General features: G+C 72.7%; 16 protein-coding genes. 7 read left to right on the plus strand and 9 right to left on the minus strand.

Annotation, left to right across the window (positions count from 1 at the left end; genetic code table 11):
* Positions 1 to 69 precede the first annotated feature (69 nt).
* Together AB0I79_RS01210 and AB0I79_RS01215 are read right to left on the minus strand one after the other, a co-directional pair.
* Positions 70 to 411, minus strand: coding sequence for a YciI family protein (locus AB0I79_RS01210; protein ID WP_357865652.1), 342 nt, complete (start codon positions 409 to 411; stop codon positions 70 to 72).
* Between the two features lie 17 nt (positions 412 to 428).
* On the minus strand, positions 429 to 1,043 hold the full coding sequence (locus AB0I79_RS01215) for an ATP-binding protein (protein ID WP_357865653.1): 615 nt from the start codon (positions 1,041 to 1,043) through the stop codon (positions 429 to 431).
* Positions 1,044 to 1,486: 443 nt separating this feature from the next.
* On the opposite strand from AB0I79_RS01215, the gene AB0I79_RS01220 reads away from it, so the two are divergent.
* The gene (locus AB0I79_RS01220) at positions 1,487 to 2,200 is read left to right on the plus strand and encodes a hypothetical protein (RefSeq protein WP_357865655.1); all 714 of its coding nucleotides are present in this window, start codon (positions 1,487 to 1,489) and stop codon (positions 2,198 to 2,200) included.
* 55 nt (positions 2,201 to 2,255) lie between these two features.
* On the opposite strand, the gene AB0I79_RS01225 is transcribed toward AB0I79_RS01220, so the two are convergent.
* A complete protein-coding gene (locus tag AB0I79_RS01225) occupies positions 2,256 to 3,110 on the minus strand; it encodes an alpha/beta hydrolase (protein ID WP_357865657.1) in 855 nt (284 codons plus the stop codon).
* A gap of 21 nt (positions 3,111 to 3,131) precedes the next feature.
* Between AB0I79_RS01225 and AB0I79_RS01230 the strand changes: the two genes are divergently transcribed.
* Positions 3,132 to 3,806, plus strand: a complete 675-nt coding sequence (locus AB0I79_RS01230; protein WP_357865659.1) for a type 1 glutamine amidotransferase — start codon at positions 3,132 to 3,134, stop codon at positions 3,804 to 3,806.
* Here the strand turns inward: AB0I79_RS01230 and AB0I79_RS01235 are convergent.
* Positions 3,793 to 4,311, minus strand: coding sequence for an HXXEE domain-containing protein (locus AB0I79_RS01235; RefSeq protein ID WP_357865661.1), 519 nt, complete (start codon positions 4,309 to 4,311; stop codon positions 3,793 to 3,795). The two genes, AB0I79_RS01230 and AB0I79_RS01235, sit on opposite strands and share 14 nt — an antisense overlap.
* A gap of 87 nt (positions 4,312 to 4,398) precedes the next feature.
* On the opposite strand from AB0I79_RS01235, the gene AB0I79_RS01240 reads away from it, so the two are divergent.
* From AB0I79_RS01240 to AB0I79_RS01250, 3 genes are all read left to right on the plus strand, one after another.
* Positions 4,399 to 7,326, plus strand: coding sequence for a bifunctional [glutamine synthetase] adenylyltransferase/[glutamine synthetase]-adenylyl-L-tyrosine phosphorylase (locus AB0I79_RS01240; protein WP_357865663.1), 2,928 nt, complete (start codon positions 4,399 to 4,401; stop codon positions 7,324 to 7,326).
* Positions 7,327 to 7,387: 61 nt separating this feature from the next.
* Positions 7,388 to 8,419, plus strand: coding sequence for a hypothetical protein (locus AB0I79_RS01245; protein ID WP_357865665.1), 1,032 nt, complete (start codon positions 7,388 to 7,390; stop codon positions 8,417 to 8,419).
* A 19-nt stretch (positions 8,420 to 8,438) separates the two neighbouring features.
* Entirely contained in the window at positions 8,439 to 8,966 is a 528-nt protein-coding gene (locus AB0I79_RS01250) for a GNAT family N-acetyltransferase (RefSeq protein WP_357865667.1), read from the plus strand.
* A gap of 7 nt (positions 8,967 to 8,973) precedes the next feature.
* Here AB0I79_RS01250 and AB0I79_RS01255 read toward each other — a convergent pair whose 3' ends face one another.
* Complete coding sequence (locus tag AB0I79_RS01255; RefSeq protein WP_357865669.1) at positions 8,974 to 9,816, minus strand: LysR family transcriptional regulator; 843 nt, start codon at positions 9,814 to 9,816, stop codon at positions 8,974 to 8,976.
* Positions 9,817 to 9,888: 72 nt separating this feature from the next.
* On the opposite strand from AB0I79_RS01255, the gene AB0I79_RS01260 reads away from it, so the two are divergent.
* A complete protein-coding gene (locus tag AB0I79_RS01260) occupies positions 9,889 to 11,133 on the plus strand; it encodes an MFS transporter (protein ID WP_357865671.1) in 1,245 nt (414 codons plus the stop codon).
* Positions 11,134 to 11,154: 21 nt separating this feature from the next.
* A complete protein-coding gene (locus AB0I79_RS01265; protein WP_357865673.1) occupies positions 11,155 to 11,904 on the plus strand; it encodes a phenylalanine--tRNA ligase beta subunit-related protein in 750 nt (249 codons plus the stop codon).
* Positions 11,905 to 11,929: 25 nt separating this feature from the next.
* Here the strand turns inward: AB0I79_RS01265 and AB0I79_RS01270 are convergent, their stop codons facing one another.
* From AB0I79_RS01270 to AB0I79_RS01285, 4 genes are all read right to left on the minus strand, one after another.
* Complete coding sequence (locus AB0I79_RS01270) at positions 11,930 to 12,883, minus strand: teichoic acid biosynthesis protein C (protein ID WP_357865675.1); 954 nt, start codon at positions 12,881 to 12,883, stop codon at positions 11,930 to 11,932.
* Between the two features lie 100 nt (positions 12,884 to 12,983).
* The gene (locus AB0I79_RS01275; RefSeq protein ID WP_357865676.1) at positions 12,984 to 13,499 is read right to left on the minus strand and encodes a hypothetical protein; all 516 of its coding nucleotides are present in this window, start codon (positions 13,497 to 13,499) and stop codon (positions 12,984 to 12,986) included.
* A gap of 172 nt (positions 13,500 to 13,671) precedes the next feature.
* Positions 13,672 to 15,492: a discoidin domain-containing protein gene (locus tag AB0I79_RS01280; RefSeq protein WP_357865678.1), complete on the minus strand. Its 1,821-nt coding sequence runs from the start codon at positions 15,490 to 15,492 to the stop codon at positions 13,672 to 13,674.
* A gap of 45 nt (positions 15,493 to 15,537) precedes the next feature.
* On the minus strand, positions 15,538 to 17,331 hold the full coding sequence (locus AB0I79_RS01285; protein WP_357865680.1) for an endonuclease/exonuclease/phosphatase family protein: 1,794 nt from the start codon (positions 17,329 to 17,331) through the stop codon (positions 15,538 to 15,540).

The raw sequence follows: 17,331 nt of genomic DNA on the forward strand, positions 1-17,331 counted from the left end.
GGCCCGCCTGGCCGGAAGCTCCGCTCGGCCGAAGGCCCCGCCGGTGGTGGCGGGGCCTTCGGTTCGCGCTCAGCCCCAGAACTCCCGCACCTCGATCGGGAGCGTGCTCGCCGCGGCCAGCCTGCGGCCCCAGTCGAGCGCCGCGTCCCGGCCGGGCGCCTGGATCACGGTGAAACCGCCGATGTGCTCCTTGCCCTCGGTGTACGGGCCGTCCATGGTGAGCACCTCGCCGCCGCGCGGGCGCAGCACGGCCGCCTCCCCGGGTGGCCGCAGCCCGCCGGAGAAGAGCCAGGCGCCGGCGGCCTTCATCTCCTCCTCCAGCGCGCCGAGGTCACGCATGATCGGTTCGAGGATCTCGGGGCCGGGCGGCTCGCCGTCGGGCTGGTAGATGGTGAGCACGTATCGCTGCATGGATTCGCTCCTTCCGCTCAGCCCTTGTACGAACGGCGCGGGCGCGGATCGACACCCGGCGCCGGATCGAACACGATCGCCTCCAGCAGCCCCGCCTCCGCCCGGTTCACGATGTACGCCCCGGCCGCCGGAGCCGGGTCACCGCCCTTGACCCGCGCTAGCAGGCTGTCCCACCTGCGCTGGTGCCGGGCGAACGTCCTGGGCGCCACCACCCGGCCCCTGGCCCGCTGTCCCGCCAGCGCCTCGCCGGGCGGCGCGTCCAGCAGGAGCAGGTGGAAGCCCGCGCCGTACCGGCGGGCCAGCCAGGCGAAGCCGCGCAGCACGTACGGGCCGCAGCCCCGGTTGTGCGCGACCACCGAGTGGCCCTGGGTCAGGGCCTGCCGGATGCGGGTCAGGTGGGTGACGAACACCACGGCGCGGCGCACCGGGTAGGGCGCCCAGGTGATCCGGCCGTCCCAGTGCCGCCTGGACTGCGAGGAGTCGATCACCACGACCGCGCCGGAGGTGACGGGCAGGCTCTCGGCGCCGTGCATGCCGTACAGGCGGCGCAGCAGCGTGGTCTTGCCCGCTCCCGGCAGCCCCGTCAGGATGACCAGGGCTCCCGGCGGATACCGCAGCCTCGCCCCGTCCACACGCAACACCCTCCCCCGCCCGGTGCGCCCTACGCTACCTCTGCCGCGCCAGCATAGGGCGTGTGGTCCCAGCCTCTCCGAGGATGAACCGAGACGCGCACGACGCTCCTTGATCGGGGAGAATCGGCCGTTTGGTCGCGGCAGGCGGGAAACCTCGTTAAGGTACTGCCAACGCCTTGATCGGCCTCACTCCCGGAGCGGTTCCGAGTGAGGCCGATTTTCGTTGCTTCTGACCCCCGAGTCACATCCGAGCGATGTGCGGCGCCTAGCGTCTCGTTACCCGGTGGAGGGAAGTTTCGGGCCCCTTCAAGGCGTTATGGAGACGTACCGAGCGGCCACCGGACCCCCGCATCCTAGGTAAACCGGGCGTCCAGTAAAATCGGCCTGCTCTTTATGATATTTCCGGACTTTTCGCCTGGCGTGGCGATATAGGAGGGTGTGGCATGACGACGGCTGCCCTGCAGACCGTGTTGACCGTTCCCGAGCGCTTCCGTGGTCCCGTGGGCGTCGCCAACGGCGGCTGGATCGCCGGCACCATGGCCGAAGCGCTGAACGGTGGACGATCAGCCGTCGAGGTCACGCTGCACGCCCCCACGCCGCTGGAGACGGAGCTGCGGCTGGAGCACGTCGCCAACACGGTCTCCCTCTCGCACGGCGACAAGCTGCTGGTCGAGGCGATCCCCGTGGCCGAGGAGCTGCAGGGCCCCGGGTTCGTGCCGTTCAACGACGCCGCCCGCGCCGAGGCCGGGTTCGCGGGGCTGAAGGCGCACCCGTTCGCGGAGTGCTTCGCCTGCGGCCTGCGCGAGCCGGGCGACGGCCTGCGCATCTTCCCCGGCCCGGTGGAGGGCACCGACCTCGTGGCGGCCGGCTGGCGGGTGCCGTTCACCGTGAGCGGCGAGGACGGCGTGCCCGCCTCGATCGTGGGCGCGGTGCTCGACTGCATCACCGGCTGGGCGCACTTCGGCCCTGGTGAGAGCGCCCTGCTCGGCCGCCTGGCCGTGCAGATCCACCGCCCGGTGCTGCCCGGCGGCCGCTACTCGGTGGTGGCCCGCCCGACCGGGCGCGACGGCCGCAAGATGTACGGCCAGAGCGCCATCTACGAGGTGGACGGCACGCTGGTCGCCGCCGCCCGCGCCACGTGGATCGCGCCACGCTAGACCGCTCGCACGAAGGCCCCCGAGCCGCCGCTCGGGGGCCTTCGCCGTGGGGACGTCAGGCCGGCGAGGTGAGGCGGTCCACCACCGTGGCCACGCATCGCTCGTCGAACAGGATCGTGTAGTGGTTGCAGTCCGGCACCACCTCGTCCCGCAGCCCGGGCAGCCGGTCCGCCCACGGCCGCGCCAGCTCGTCGGGCAGCATCCCTGTCGGCTGGTCGAGCAGCCCGCGCGGCGCTCTGAGCAGGTACAGCGGCGAGGTGATCGCCGTCAGCGCCGCCGCGATGGCCTCCCGCTCCAGACGCAGCCACCGCCCGTCCTCCAGCACCGCCTCGCCCGCCGCCCGCGACCGCAGCGCGCCTTCGGGTCCCGTCAGGTCGTAGCGCACGTACGCCTCCACGTCGGCGTTCCAGCGGCCGGCGAAGGCGGGATGCGCCTTGAAGAAGCCGACGTACGCCTCCGCCGAGGGGAACGTCTGCCGCAGCCGCGCCAGTGCCGGGCCCAGCGAGGCCTCCAGCGCCGCGTCGGGGTCCGTGCCCTCGGGGATCGGCGGCAGCGGGATGCCGCCGTCCACCAGCACCACCCTGGCGAACGCGCGCCGCGCGCCGGCCAGCGCGGCCACGTACGCGCCCATGGAGTGCCCCGTCAGGACCGCGTCCGGTCCCGCTCCGACGTGGTCGGCCACGCGCAGCACGTCCTCGGCGTGCCTGGGCAGCCCGTACGGTCCGGGCAGGGACGCGCTGTGCCCGCGCCCGCGCAGGTCCATGGCCACCAGTGACCAGCCGTCCGGCAGCCGCCGGCCCACCGCGGCCCACGCCATCAGGGACGCCGTGATGCCGTGGACGGCGATGATCGTGCGCGGTCCCGTGCCGAACGTGGCGATCCGCAGCCCGTCGACCTCATCAATCCTCATAAACACCACATAATTACGCATATGCGAATCACCGTCATCGAACACGAGGCCGAGGCCGGGCTCGGCTACCTCGCGCAGTGGCTGGGGCTGGACTGCGAGGTCGTGCGGCCGTACCTGGGGCAGGAGGTCCCCGCCCGGGCGCAGGACGGGCTGATCGTGCTCGGCGGCGCGGCGGCCGCCTGGGAGGACGAGCGCAGCCCCTGGCAGCCCGCCACCCGTGACCTGCTCCGCCGGGCCGTCGATGACGCCACCCCCACCCTGGCCGTCTGCCTGGGCGCGCAACTGCTCACCATGGCCTGCGGCGGCACCGTCGAGCGCGGCGCGAACGGGCTGGAGGTGGGCGCCCGCGAGGTGGTGGCGCTGCCCGCCGCCGCCTCCGACCGGCTGCTGTCGGGCATCGGCGCCGCCGTTGCCGTGCAGTACCACCAGGACGCCATGACGCGGCTGCCCGACGGGGCGGTGCCGCTGATGACCGGCTCCCAGTACCCGAACCAGGCCTACCGGCTCGGCGAGGCGGCCTGGGCGGTGCAGTTCCACCCCGAGGCCACGCCGGAGATCTTCGCCTCGTGGACGGCGGGGTCGGACCTGGACGCGGCCGAGGACCTCAACGCCGAGGTCAAGGCCGCCGAGAGCGACCTCGTGGCGACCTGGCGCCCGGTGGCGCGGGCGTTCGCGGACGTGGTCAGGAACGGCTGAGCCTCGCCCGGCGTGCGGTCAGGGCGTGCGCGAGCGCGTGCACGCCCGCCAGCAGCAGCGGGAACGCCGCCACGGCCGCCCCGGGGCCGCGCGCCGGCACCCCGGCCCGCCGCAGCCGCCGCCACGCCCACACCGAGTAGGGGATCACCACGATCGGCGCGGTCACCACTCCCGGCGTGTACCCCCTGAACAGCGCCGCCTGCGCGAGATGCACCACCCCGTGCACGCCGAACCCGGCCAGCGCCGCCTGGAACACCGCGCTCCGCCCGCCCGTACGCGCCCCCAGCCCCGAGGCCACGGCCATCAGCCCGCCCATCAGCCCGACGGCCACGCCCGCGTGCGCCTGCGACATCTCCATCCGCTCCCACGGCACCTGCGGAAGGCGCTCCTCCAGCCGGGGCCGCGCCGTCCGCGTCCACCGCGCCATGGTGGCCAGTTCCTCGGCGTCGTGCACCGCCCAGGCGGCCAGCAACCCCCACGCCACCCCCGCGGGAACCCGTCCCATCGCATCCTCCTCGCCTCGCGCAAAACGCAACGCAACGTTGCGTTCGCATGTTACGGCGAAACGCGCAAGAGCTGTCAAGATGGAGGCGTGCCCAGGATCGAATCCACCGCCGCGCGGCTCGCGAAGCTCGGCTTCGCCGACGGAGCCAGGGCGGCGCAGCTCGTCCGCCAGTCGGAGGCCGGCCTGGACGACATCCTGGAGTCCCTGGTCGACGTGGCCGACCCCGATCAGGCCCTGGTCTCGCTGACCCGCCTCATCGAGCGCGAGCCGGCCGTGCTCGACGCCCTGCGCTCCGACGAAGGGCTCAAGGGCAGGCTCCTGGCCGTGCTCGGCGTCAGCGCCGCGCTCGGCGAGCACCTCGTCCGCCATCCCGGCCAGGTGGCCCGGCTGGCCGAGCCCGCTCCGGGCGAGGCCAGGGCCGAGCTGCTGCGGGCGGTCGGCGCCGAGCCCGGGGAGAGCGAGCCCCGCGCGGCCGAGGGCGGCACCGGCGCGCTGACGGCGCTGCGCGTGGCCTACCGGGGCCGCCTGGCGCACCTGGCCGCCCGCGACCTGACCGGCCAGGCGACGCTCGGCGAGGTCACCGCCGAGCTGTCCGACCTGGCGGGCGCCGCGCTGGAGGCCGCCCTCGCCATCGCCCGCACCGAGGTCGAGGCCGACGAGGTCCGCTTCGCGGTCATCGGCATGGGCAAGTGCGGCGCCAGGGAGCTCAACTACATCAGCGACGTCGACGTGATCTTCGTGGCGGAGCCGAGGGAGGGCGCCGACGAGGCCAAGGCGCTGCGCGCCGCCACCCGGCTGGCCCAGGCCATGATGCGGGCCTGCTCCACGACCACGCCCGAGGGCTCGCTGTGGGAGGTGGACGCCGGGCTGCGCCCCGAGGGCCGCTCGGGGCCGCTGGTCCGCACGCTCACCAGCCACCTCGCCTACTACCGCCGCTGGGCCAAGACGTGGGAGTTCCAGGCGCTGCTCAAGGCCAGGCCCGTGGCGGGCGACCTGGAGCTGGGCGCCGCCTACGTCGAGGCCGTCAACGAGATGGTCTGGACGGCCGCCACCCGCGAGCACTTCGTCGAGGACGTGCAGGCCATGCGCCGCCGCGTCGAGGCCCACGTGCGGGCCGAGGGCGAGCGGCAGCTCAAGCTCGGGCCAGGCGGGCTGCGCGACATCGAGTTCGCGGTGCAGCTCCTGCAGCTCGTGCACGGCAGGCTCGATCCGCTGCTGCGCCGCAGGGGCACGCTCCCGGCGCTGGCGGCGCTCTCGCGGGGCGGCTACGTCGCCCGTGACGACTCGCGCGGGCTGGCGGAGGCGTACTCGTTCCTGCGGCAGGTCGAGCACCTGCTGCAGCTCCACCGGCTGCGGCGCACCCACATCGTGCCCACGGAAGACGCCGACCTGCGCAGGCTGGGCAGGGCGCTGGGCATGCAGGCCGACCCGGTGGGGGAGTTCACGGCGCGGTGGCGGCGGCACGCGATGGAGGCGCGGCGGCTGCACGAGAAGCTGTTCTACCGGCCGCTGCTGCAGGCCGTGGCGCGGCTGCCGGAGTCGGAGGCGCGGCTGTCCACCGCCGCCGCGGCGGCCCGGCTGGAGGCGCTCGGCTACGTCGATCCCAGGGGCGCGCTGCGCCACATCGCCAACCTGTCCACCGGCGTGTCCAGGCGGGCCGCCATCCAGCGCACGCTGCTGCCGGTCATGCTCGGCTGGTTCGCCGACACGCCCGACCCCGATGCGGCGCTGCTCGGGTTCCGGCAGGTCAGCGACAAGCTGGGCAGCACGCCGTGGTACCTGCGGCTGCTGCGCGACGAGACCGCCGTGGCCGCCAGGATGGCCCGGGTGCTGGGCACCAGCCGCTACGCCACCACCCTGCTCATGCACGCCCCCGACGCGGTGGCCATGCTCGGCTCCGACGAGGAGCTGGCCGTGCGCCCGCCGGAGTCGCTGCTCGGCGAGGCGTCCGCCGCGGTCACCCGGTACACGGGCGATCCCGAGACCGCCGTCACGGCGGTGCGGGCGCTGCGGCGCAAGGAGCTGTTCCGCACGGCCGTGGCCGACATCTCCGGCCTGGTCGACATCGAGACCGTCGGAACCGCGCTGTCGCGGCTCAACGACGTGACCCTGCAGGCCGCGCTCGACGCCGCACTCAGCAAGGCAGCGAACGTCACCTCCTTCGCGATCATCGCCATGGGCCGGCTGGGCGGCCTGGAGTGCTCGTACGCCAGCGACGCCGACGTCATGTTCGTGCACTCGCCGCTGCCCGGCGTGGCCGAGCGCGAGGCCACCGACGCCGCCTTCGCCGTCGCCAACGAGCTGCGCAGGCTCCTGTCGCTGCCCGCCCCCGACCCGCCCCTGCTCATCGACCCCGACCTGCGCCCGGAGGGGCGCCAAGGGCCGCTGGTGCGCACGCTGGCCTCGTACCGGGCCTACTACTCCCGCTGGTCGTCGCCGTGGGAGTCGCAGGCGCTGCTGCGCGCCCGCTTCTCGGCCGGGGACGCCGAGCTGGGCGCGGCGTTCACCGCGATGATCGACGAGCTGCGCTACCCGCGGGGCGGCCTGCCCGACGACGCGGTCAGGGAGATCCGGCGGCTCAAGGCCCGCATGGAGGCCGAACGGCTGCCGCGCGGCGCCGACCCCGCCCTGCACACCAAGCTCGGGCCCGGCGGGCTGTCGGACGTGGAGTGGGTGGCGCAGCTCCTGCAGCTCCGGTACGCCGGCGCGCGGCCGTCGCTGCGCACCACCCGCACGCTGGAGGCGCTGCGGGCGGCCGTCGGGGAGGGGCTGCTGGCTCCGGCCGACGAGGCGGTGCTGGCGGAGGCGTGGCGGTTCGCGTCGCGGGTGCGGGACGCGATCATGCTGGTGAAGGGGCGGCCGGGCGACAGCGTGCCGCGCGACGCGAGCGAGCGCAGGATGCTCGCCCAGACGCTCGGGTACCCGCCGGACGGCTCGGAGGACTTCCTCGACGACTACCGGCGCGTCACCCGGCGGGCCCGCAAGGTGGTGGACCGGGTCTTCTACGGCGCCTGACCTTCGACGACAATGCCGTGCGTCATTGCGGTGACACGCGGCGTGGGTGTATCAAAGCGCCGTGTTATCCGTTTACGTGGATCTGGCCCTCGGCCTGGTGGTGGCGTTCCTGCTGCTGTCGCTGCTGGTGAGCGGGCTCAACGAGGCGTTCGTGCGGGTGCTGTCCATCCGCAGCAAGTTCCTGTGGGCCTACCTCAGGGACACCATGGACGGGGTCGAGGCGAAGGCGCCGTCGTGGCTGCCCGGCAGTGTCCGGGACGTGCTGCTCGTGCTGCCGTTCGGGCGCGACCCCCGTCCGAGGCACAGCGACAGGCCGGCACCCGTCGAGGCCGGCAGGATGCCCGAGACGAAGACCAGCGACTCCATGATGATGGATCTGCTCTACGCGCGGGTGCGGGAGATCGACCACGGCAAGCGGGGCAGGACGAGCATCGCGAACATCCCGCCCGAACGGTTCGCGGTGGCCGTGATGGAGCTGGCCACGGTGGAGAACGGGGAGATCCCGAAGTTCCTGGAGAAGCTGCGGAAGGTCGACAGCCCGCTGTACGGCCCTCTCAAAGGCGTGTGGGAGAGCGCGCAGGGCGACCTCGACCGGTTCAGGAAGGGGGTGGAGAGCTGGTTCGACGGGGAGATGCAGCGGCTGTCCATGCTGTACAGGCGCTACGTCAAGTGGGTGGTGGCCGTGCTGGGCGTCGTGGTGACGCTGCTGTTCTCGATGGACGGGTTCGAGTACGCCAAGACGCTGCTGCGGGACAACGCCTACCGGACCTCGGTGACGGCCGTGGCCGAGGCGGGGCCCGATGCGTACGACGAGCTGAGGCGGCAGTGCACGGGCGGCGACCCGGTGCCGTGCGTGACCGAGCTGCTCAGCGAGCCCGCCCTGGTCAAGATGATGGGGCAGGCGATGGTCAGCGTGTCGATCCCGGCGCAGGGCGAGCCGAGCGTGCAGGGGAACTTCCCGGTGTGGTGGGACCGGATCATCACGCCGAGTCACTGGCCGGGCTTCCTGCTGACGTACGTGGCGCTGCTGTTCGGGGCGCCGTTCTGGTGGGACGTGTTCCGGCGCATCACCGGAATCAGGCCGCGGCGCTGAGCCGCGTACGCTGGAGCGGATGGAGACAGAACGGCTCGTCATGCGCAGATGGCGCGAGGAGGACCGGGCGCCCTTCGCGGCCATGAACGCCGACCCCGAGGTGATGGAGCACTTCCCCGCCCGGCTCACGCGCGCGGAGAGCGACGGGCTGGTGGACAGGATCGAGGCGCAGTTCGACCGGCTGGGCTACTCGTTGTGGGCGCTGGAGGTGCGGGAGAGCGGGGAGTTCATCGGCTTCACGGGGCTCGCGCTGCAGACGTTCGAGGCGCCCTTCCTGCCCGCGGTGGAGATCGGGTGGCGGCTGGCGCGCCCGGCCTGGGGGCACGGGTACGCGATCGAGGCCGCCAGGCGGGCGGCCCGGTACGCCTTCGAGGAGGCGGGGCTCGACGGCATCATCTCGATGACCGCCGTGCCGAACGTGCGCTCCCAGGCCGTGATGCGGCGCCTGGGCATGACCAGGGACCCTGCCGAGGACTTCGACCATCCGCGCGTGCCGGAGGGCAGCCCGCTCCGGCGCCACGTGCTCTACCGGCTCAGGCGCCCGTGATCCCGGTTCACGCCGTGCTCATGGCGTACAGGACGTCGCGCAGGGACGGCTCGCGCTCGCGCATCCAGACCAGCCGCAGCGCCAGCGCGGGCGCCTCGAGGTCCAGCTCCACCAGCGCTCCCGAGTCCACCTCCGTCCCGAGGGCGAAGTCCGGCAGCAGCGCGGCCCCCAGCCCCTGCCTGGACCACTCGCGCGCGGTGGTGATGCTGGTCAGCTCCCTGCGCGGCACCTGCGTGCCGAACACCTGATCGGCCGCCAGCCGGATCGAGCAGCCGGGCGGGCTCACCAGCAGCGGCTCCCGATCGCCGCCGGGCGCCGCGACCAGCGACAGCCGGACCTCGCCCAGGTCCACATGGTCCATCCCGGCGGGCCGGTCGAACCCCAGCCCGCCGACCCGGTCGCCCAGGTCCAGCAGCAGCGCCGCGTCGAGCCTGCCGCCCGCCACCGCTTCCAGCAGCGGCTGCCTGGTGTGTGACTCGACGCTCACGTCCAGGTCGGGGCGGCGCTCGGCGAGGCGGCGGATGACGGCGGGGAGCTTGGCGGCGGCCAGCATCTCCAGCGCGCCGATCCGCACGCGGCGGCGCGCGCCCGTCACGGCCCGCCGCACCTCGTCGGCGTGGTCGAGCAGGCCCTGCGCCCGCGCCAGCAGCGCGGTGCCGGGCTCGGTCAGCCGCATGCCCCGGGGTGTCCGCTCGAAGAGCGAGACCCCGAGGCCGGCCTCCAGCCTGCGCACCTGCTCCGACACCGACGCGGGGGCCAGGCCCAGGCTGTTGGCGGCCGCCGTGACGGAGCCGGACGCGGCCACTGCCACAAAACTCCTCAAATGCCGCAATTCCACGCCTGCCAGCATACGGTTTTCCCGAACGCTCCCCACGGCTGCGCCTGTTGAGGCACGATGCCGCGTTTCAGCAGGCTGAGGGGCATGTTCGGTTTCTCCCTCGCCTACTTCCTGGTGATCCTCGACACCACCGTCCTGACGATCGCGCTGCCCGACCTGCGGGCCTCGCTCGGCGGTTCGGCGGCCGGCCAGCAGTGGGCGGTCAACGCCTACACGGTGGCCTTCGCCGCCTGCCTGCTGACCGGGGGAGCGGTCGCCGACAGGTACGGCGCGGCGCGCGTCTTCAAGCTCGGCGTGGCGGCCTTCGGCGTGGTCTCGCTGCTGAGCGCCGCCGCCCCCGACCTCGGCGTGCTGATCGGCCTGCGTGCCCTGCTCGGGGTGGCGGGCGCGCTCTGCACGGGCGGCTCGCTCGGCCTGCTCGCCGAGATGTTCCCGGAGCGCGCCGCCCGGGCCCGCGCCACCGGCCTGTGGGCGGCCATCACGGGCAGCGCGCTGGCAGCCGGGCCGCTGCTCGGCGGCGTCCTCGTCGACCTGTACGGCTGGCGTGCCGTCTTCCTGCTCAACCCGCCCATCGCGCTGATCAGCCTGCTGTCCATGCGCGGGGTCGTCTCACCGCGTGGCCGCCGGGCCATCGACTGGTGGGTCCAGGTCCTGGCCTGCGTCTTCCTCGGCCTTGTCGCCGAGGCCCTGATCGGCTCCGCACCCGTGGCCGGCCTGCTGGCCCTGGCCGTCCTGGCCGCCCTGGTGCTCGCGGAGCGGCGCAGCCACGCGCCCGCGCTGCCCGGCGGCCTGCTCGCTGCCACCTGGCCGGAGCTGCTGGCGGGCACGGTGGCGAACTTCGCCTTCTCCGGCGCCCTGTTCGTGCTGACGTTGCTCCTGCAGGACACCCGTCACCTGAGCCCGATGGCCACCGGGCTGGCCTTCCTCCCGCTCACGCTGCCCATGACGGTGAACCCCCTGCTCACCGGCCGCCTGGTGGCCCGCTACGGCCCGCGCCCGCCGATCCTCGGCGGCCTGGCCCTCGTCGCGGCAGGCCTGGCCGGGACCGCGCTCACCGGCGTGCTGACGCCCTGGCTCGTGGTGCTGGGCTTCGGCCTGTCGTTCGTGCTGCCCGCCCTGATGGCCGGGATGGTCAACAGTGCCCCGCCCGGCACGGCCGGCGCGGCGGGTGGCGTGCTCAACGCCTTCCGCCAGGTCGGCGCCACCCTCGGGGTGGCGGTCATGGGCGTCATCGGGCGGCCCCTGCTGGTGGCGGCCGTCCTGGCGGCGCTGACCTGCGCGGGCTACGCCCTGGCCGCGCGCCGCGCCCGCTCGGCCGCCACCGCCTGACGGGGTGATCGGAGTATCGTGATGCCCAGCCAGAGCGGCCACGACGATGGGGTGCACGTGTTCTTCCAGCATTCGAGCGACATCTGGCGGGATTTCCCCGAGCTGGTCCCGGGGGCGCTCTACGCCGAGGGCATCACCGCCGCTGTCGGCCCGGGCGCCGCCCCCGAGGCCCGCATCGCCGCGCACGCCGAGCGGGCCGCCGCCAGGCTGGCGGGCGCCTCCGAGGGCGAGCTGCCGGAGATCCAGGCGTGGCGGCGCGCCTTCACCAGGATGGGGCTGAAGCCGACGCAGTACAGATGCGCCTCGGAGGCCCTGCTGCGCCGCTTCAGGAAGGAGGGCTCGCTCCCGCGCCTCCATCCCCTGATCGACCTGTGCAACGCGGTCTCCGTCAGCTACGCGATCCCCGTCGCCGTCTTCGACGTCTCCCGGATCACCTCGTACGTGGAGGTGCGGCACGCCACGGGCGACGAGACGTACCTGACCTTCGGCGGCGAGACGGAGCACCCGCCGGCAGGCGAAGTGATCTTCGCTGACGCGGAGGGCAGGGCGCACGCCCGCCGCTGGACCAACCGCCAGAGCGGCCACTCGGCCGTGCGCGACTCCACGGCGAACGTGCTGATCGTCGCCGAGGCCCTGCACGACACGGCGGCCAGGGACGTCGGCTCGCTCCTGGCCACGCTCACCGACGAGCTCAACGGCCTGTGGCCCGTCACCCCGAAGTCGGCGATCCTGACCCCTGACGCGCCGCGGTTCGAGTTCCCCGGGCAGTGAACCCGCACGGCCCGGCCGCCCCGGTTCAGATCAGCTCGGTCTTGTAGAAGATGCTCGCCAGCCGCGGCCCTGGCTCGGAGGCCAGGCCCAGGCACAGCCGCGGCGCCCCCGAGACGATCTGGATGCCCATGCCCTCCGGCTCCCGGAAGTTCAGCGACTTGCCCGCCACGCTCCTGGCCCGCTGCACCTGATCCCCGGTCCGCAGGTCCAGGCAGGTGAGGTAGGTGTTGCCGGGAGGCGGGCTGATGTCGTAGGAGTTGCCGGTCAGGATGTAGACGAAGTTCCCGTAGGCCGCGTACCCCTGGAAGGTGCCCAGGCCGCCGGGCTGGGCGATGTCGTGCAGCTTCTGGGGCGAGCCCGCCTTGACCGACGCCAGCGAGAACACCGCGAACCGGAACGAGCCCCCGTCCCAGTACCGCATCACCAGGCGGCCGGTGGACGGGTCGATCGTGCACGTCGTGTTGGTGGCGCCCGCGACCGGCGAGTACTTGGTGAGCGCCGAGGACGAGGTGGTCAGCGTCTGCCCGTTGACGAACCTGAAGCGGCACAGCCTGGTGCCCCGGGAGCTGCCGTCGCTGGACACCCCGTCGGTCTCCGTCCACAGGTAGGCGGACGACCCGGACGGCTCCACGCCGATCTGGACGCCGTGGCCGAAGCCCATGAGGTACATGTGGCCGAGGATCGTGCCCGACAGGTTCAGCTTGGTCACGCACAGGTGGCCGGCCGCGTCCGAGCCCGCGCCGTTCTTGACCTGGACGGTGTAGATGTGGCCGTGGGCGTTGTCGATGGCGAACGACTGCATGACCGTCTCGTCGTACAGGGCCTTGCGCCAGATCAGCGACGTCGACGGGGCGGTCAGCTCGAAGCGGCCCTCGGCGGCTGAGGCGGCCCGCGCGGGCGCCAGCGCGGTGGTGGCGGCGACTCCGGCGCCGAGCTTGAGCAGCCCCCTGCGGGTGACCGGAAGCGGGGAGATCGTCATGCGGCATCCGTTCGACTCGGGTCAGTGCGTGATCAGCACACCCTAACGGCAGGCGCGCGAAGCGGCCCTCCCGCCCCGGGACGGGAGGGCCGCCGATCACTCAGCTCTCGCAGTTGACCTCGGTCTCGGCCGTGCACGAGTCGAAGCCGTCGCCGCCCTGGGCGCTGTCCACGCCGGCGTTGCCGGACAGGAAGTCGTTCCCGGGGCCGCCGTCGAGGAAGTCCCTGTCGGACCCGCCGGAGAGCCTGTCGGTCCCGGCGTTGCCGATCAGGGTCGTGTCGATGGTGGTGGAGCTGACGCGGACGACGTCGTCCCCGGACCCCATCCTGGCCTGGACCGTCAGCTGCGTGGCCGGGCAGGACACGACGGCCCCCAACTGGACGCAGGGGGCGCCGCCCGAGGTGACCGAGTGCAGGACCGAGCTGATCCGCACGCTGTTGCCCGATTGCACGACGTCGATGCTGTCGTTGCCGGTCGTGCCCTGGATGATCACGATCCCGCCGACGACCCTGGCCGTGGCCCCGGCCGCGTGTGCGGGTGCCGCCAGAGCGGCCGTGGCCCCCAGGGCGGCGGTGGTCAGCGCGAGCGCGGCGAACTGCCGACGAACACGGAACATTGGGTTCTCCTGAATCTTGTACACGGAATTTCGTACGCCGTGAAGTGAAGCAGGAGGTTTTGCGATGCTCCGTGTCTTAATCCATGAATAAGGTGTGCTTTCCGGTATATCGCGGGAAAACCGGCGGAAGCCCGCGCCGAGGGAAGGAACCCCGCCGCGGGGCGTGGGGCGACTAGCTGCCGGCCTCGTACGGAATGATCTCGGACAGGGCGGAGGCCCCGCCCATGCCGTAGTCCACGCGCAGCCGCACGTACCGGGCCGGGACGCCGTTCATGTCGACGTCGTTCGGTTCCGTCAGGCGCGGCCACTCGACCTGCTTGACGTCGGTGAACGTCGTGCCGTCGGTGCTGATCTGCACCATGCCCTCAAGGACGGTGCCGTTCATGTTGGAGCGCAGCTTGGGCTGGAACCGCACCGCCGACAACGTCCTGACCTTGCCCATGTCGACCGTGATGTAGTGGGGCTGCGGCGCGACCTCCGGATAGTAGGAGTGGTAGTCGGTCAGCGGGTTCCCGTCCACGGCGTTGCCCGGGTCGCCGATGCCCGGCTTGAAGGTGGTCGCGGTCGCGCTGAGCTCGGCCGGGGGCACGCGGACGCCGGCCGGGGCCGCACGCCAGACGTCCTGCGCGCTCGCGGGCTCCTCGCTGACGGCGGGCCGGTCGGGGCCGGTCCCCCTGCCGCGGATCAGCACGTCGGTGATGACCGAGCCGTGGTCGGAGTAGAACGGGAAGGGCCGGTCGAGCCGGCTGCCCTGGTGCCGGGGCAGGCGGCGCACGTCGGTGCGGGAGCCGAGGACGCGCACGTCCTTGCCGCGCGCCCAGACGTAGTCGATGCGGCCGGGCGTGGCGGTGAAGCCGCTCAGCGGGCTGAACGTGCGGCCGGGATAGCGCCCGGCGTCGGGGTTGGCGTGGCGGAAGGTGTCGATGAAGCCCGCGTCGGTGTACAGCTTGGTGTACGGCCACGGCAGCGTCAGGCCGCCGTGCCCGCGCGCGTTCGCGAACTGCTCGGTCCAGTCGAGGTACGGCAGGGCGTTGAGGTCACCGCCCATGAGCACCGGGGCGTCGTCGTCACCGATGAACGACGGGATGGCCTTCTGCAGGATGGCCTTGCCCATGGCCATGCGGCGCTGGTGGTCGTTCTGCAGGATCTGCTCGTCGGTCTTCGTCCGGGCAAAGCCGTGCAGGTTCTCGATGGCCGCGGTGTGGGTGTCGCCGGGACTCCAGCCGTCGTGCCAGGTCCACATGCTGAAGGCGTGCACGTGGTCGCCGTTCGGCAGGCCCAGCCGGGCGCCGCCCAGGTTGAAGGAGGAGATGTCGGCGTCGGCGTAGCGCGGGTAGACCTTCTCGATCTTGAGCTTGGTGTAGAGCCACAGGTTGTCGCCGTTGGCGCTGTAGTCCTCCGGCGTGGTGAGCCGCACGGCGGAGAAACGATCGTCCGCCGGCCGCCCGGCGTTGAGCCCGTCAAGGATCTTCTCGCCGGATCCGTACGCCTCGACCACGAAGAAGACGTCGGGATCGACCTCGTTGAGGTACTCGATCATCTGCGTCAGGTTCTCGCCCGTCGTCTCCTGACGGTTGATCGTGCCGCCGACGAACAGGTTCCACGCCATCAGCCGCAGCGGCGTGCCCACGAACCTCTCCGGGATGGAGCTGACCTTGACGTCCACCGTCACGTCCTGCTCGGGCAGCACGAAGGGCCGGCTGCGGACCTGCCCCTCACGGCTGTAGACCGTGTCACGGGCCCAGACCTGGTCACCGCTCCTGACCGTGGTGCTGAACTCCGCCACATGGCGCAGGCGAGGCTTGGCGGTCGTCACCACCGTGCAGGTGCTGCCGGGCCGGTCGCCGTCGCAGTCGAGCTGGTACGTGGCGGGGATCGGCACGGCGGGCCGGAAGGCGATCCGCCGCGCCACGGGATCGGCGGCGGCGGGAGCCGGGGCCAGTAACCCCGCGAGGACCAGGGCGACGGCCATGGAAGGGACGGATCTGCGCATGAGCTGTCCTTCGTGAGGAGGTGTCGGTGTCGATCGGCGGGATGGCTACTGGCTGACCTCGTACGGGATGATCTCCGCGAGGGCGGAGGCCCCGCCCATGCCGTGGTCCACGCGCAGCCTGACGTACCTGGCCGTGACGCCGCGCAGGTCCACGTCGTTCGGCGCCGTCATGCGCGGCCACTCGACCCGCCGGACGTCGGTGAACGTGGTGCCGTCGTCGCTGACCTGCACCATCCCCTTCACCACGGTGCCGTTCATGTCGTAGCGGAGCTTGGGCTGGAACCGGACCGCGGACAGCTCCCGGACGCGCCCGAGGTCGACCGTGACGAGGTGCGGCTGCGGCGCGATCTCGGGGTAGTCGGAGTGGTAGTCGGTCGTGAGGTCGCCGTCGACCGCCCTGGACGGGTCGCCGATGCCGGGCTTGAAGGTGGTCGCGGTCGCGCTGAGCTCGGCCGGGGGCACCCGGGTACCGGCCGGGGTGGCGGGCCAGACGCCGGGGGCGTTCTCGGGTTCGTCGGCGACGGCCGGCCGGCCCGGTCCCGTGCCCGCGCCGCGGATCACCACGTCGGTGATGACCGCGCTGTGGTCGGAGTAGAAGGGGTAGGTCCGGTCGAGGGCGCTGCCCTGGTGGGTGGGCAGGCGGCGGTCGTCGATGCGGGAGCCGAGGACGCGGACGTTCTCGCCGCGGGTGAAGATGTAGTCGATGCGGGCGGGCGCGGAGCGGTAGCCGCTCAGCGGGCTCCAGGTACGGCCCGGGTGGCGCCCGGCGTCCGGGTTGGCGTAGCGGAAGGTGTCGACGAAGCCGGCCTTGGTGAACAGGCTGGTCATCGGCCATGGCAGCACCATTCCGGCGTGCCCGCGGGCGTTCTTGAACTGCTCGGTCCAGTCCAGGTGCGGCCAGGCGTTGAGGTCTCCGCCCATGAGCACGGGGGCGTCGTCGTCACCGATGAAGGACGGCAGGGCCTTGTCCAGGATGGCTCTGCCCATGGCGACGCGGCGGTAGTCGTCGTCCTGGAGGAGCTGCTCGTCGGTCTTGGTCCGGGGCATGCCGTAGAGGTTCTGCACGGCGGCCTCGTGGCCGTCCCAGTTGGCGGACAGATCGTGCCAGGTCCACATGCTGAAGGCGTGCACGTGCTGCCCGTTGGGCAGGCCCAGCCGGGCGCCGCCGAGGTTGAAGGAGGTGATGTCGGCGTCGGCGTAGCGCGGGTAGACCTGCTCGATGTCGAGCTTGGTGTAGAGCCACAGGTTGTCGCCGTTGACGCTGTAGTCCTCCGGCCGGGTGAGCTGCGCGCCGGAGAACCGCTCGCCGGCGGGGCGTCCGGCGTTCAGCCCGTCAAGGATCTTCTGCCCTGATCCGTACCCTTCGACCACGAACAGGACGTCGGGATCGACCTCGTTGAGGTATTCGATCATCTGCTTGAGGTTCTCGCCGGTCTTCTCCTGGCCGTTGATCGTGCCGCCGACGAAGAGGTTCCACGCCATCAGCCGCAGCGGGGTTCCCACGCGCCTTTCCGGCAGTTTCGTGACGGAGACGTCGGCCGTCACCTTCTCCGCGGGCAGCGGGAAGGGACGGCTGCGCGCTCGCCCGTCACGGCTGTGGACGGTGTCCCGGGCCCAGACGTGCTCGCCGCTCCTGGCGGTCATGACGAACTCCGCCACGTGGCGCGGGCCCGGCGGTCTGCCGGTCGCGACCATGGTGCAGGTGCTGCCGGGCCGGTCGCCGTCGCATTCCAGCCGGACCAGGCCCGGCCCCGTAGCGGACTCGGCGGTGGCGGGGGCCGGTGTGAGCAGCCCGGCCAGGGCGAGGGCGACGGCGAGGGGAGGGACGGATAAGCGCAT

This window comes from Nonomuraea sp. NPDC050202, assembly GCF_040656115.1.
GTDB lineage: Bacteria > Actinomycetota > Actinomycetes > Streptosporangiales > Streptosporangiaceae > Nonomuraea.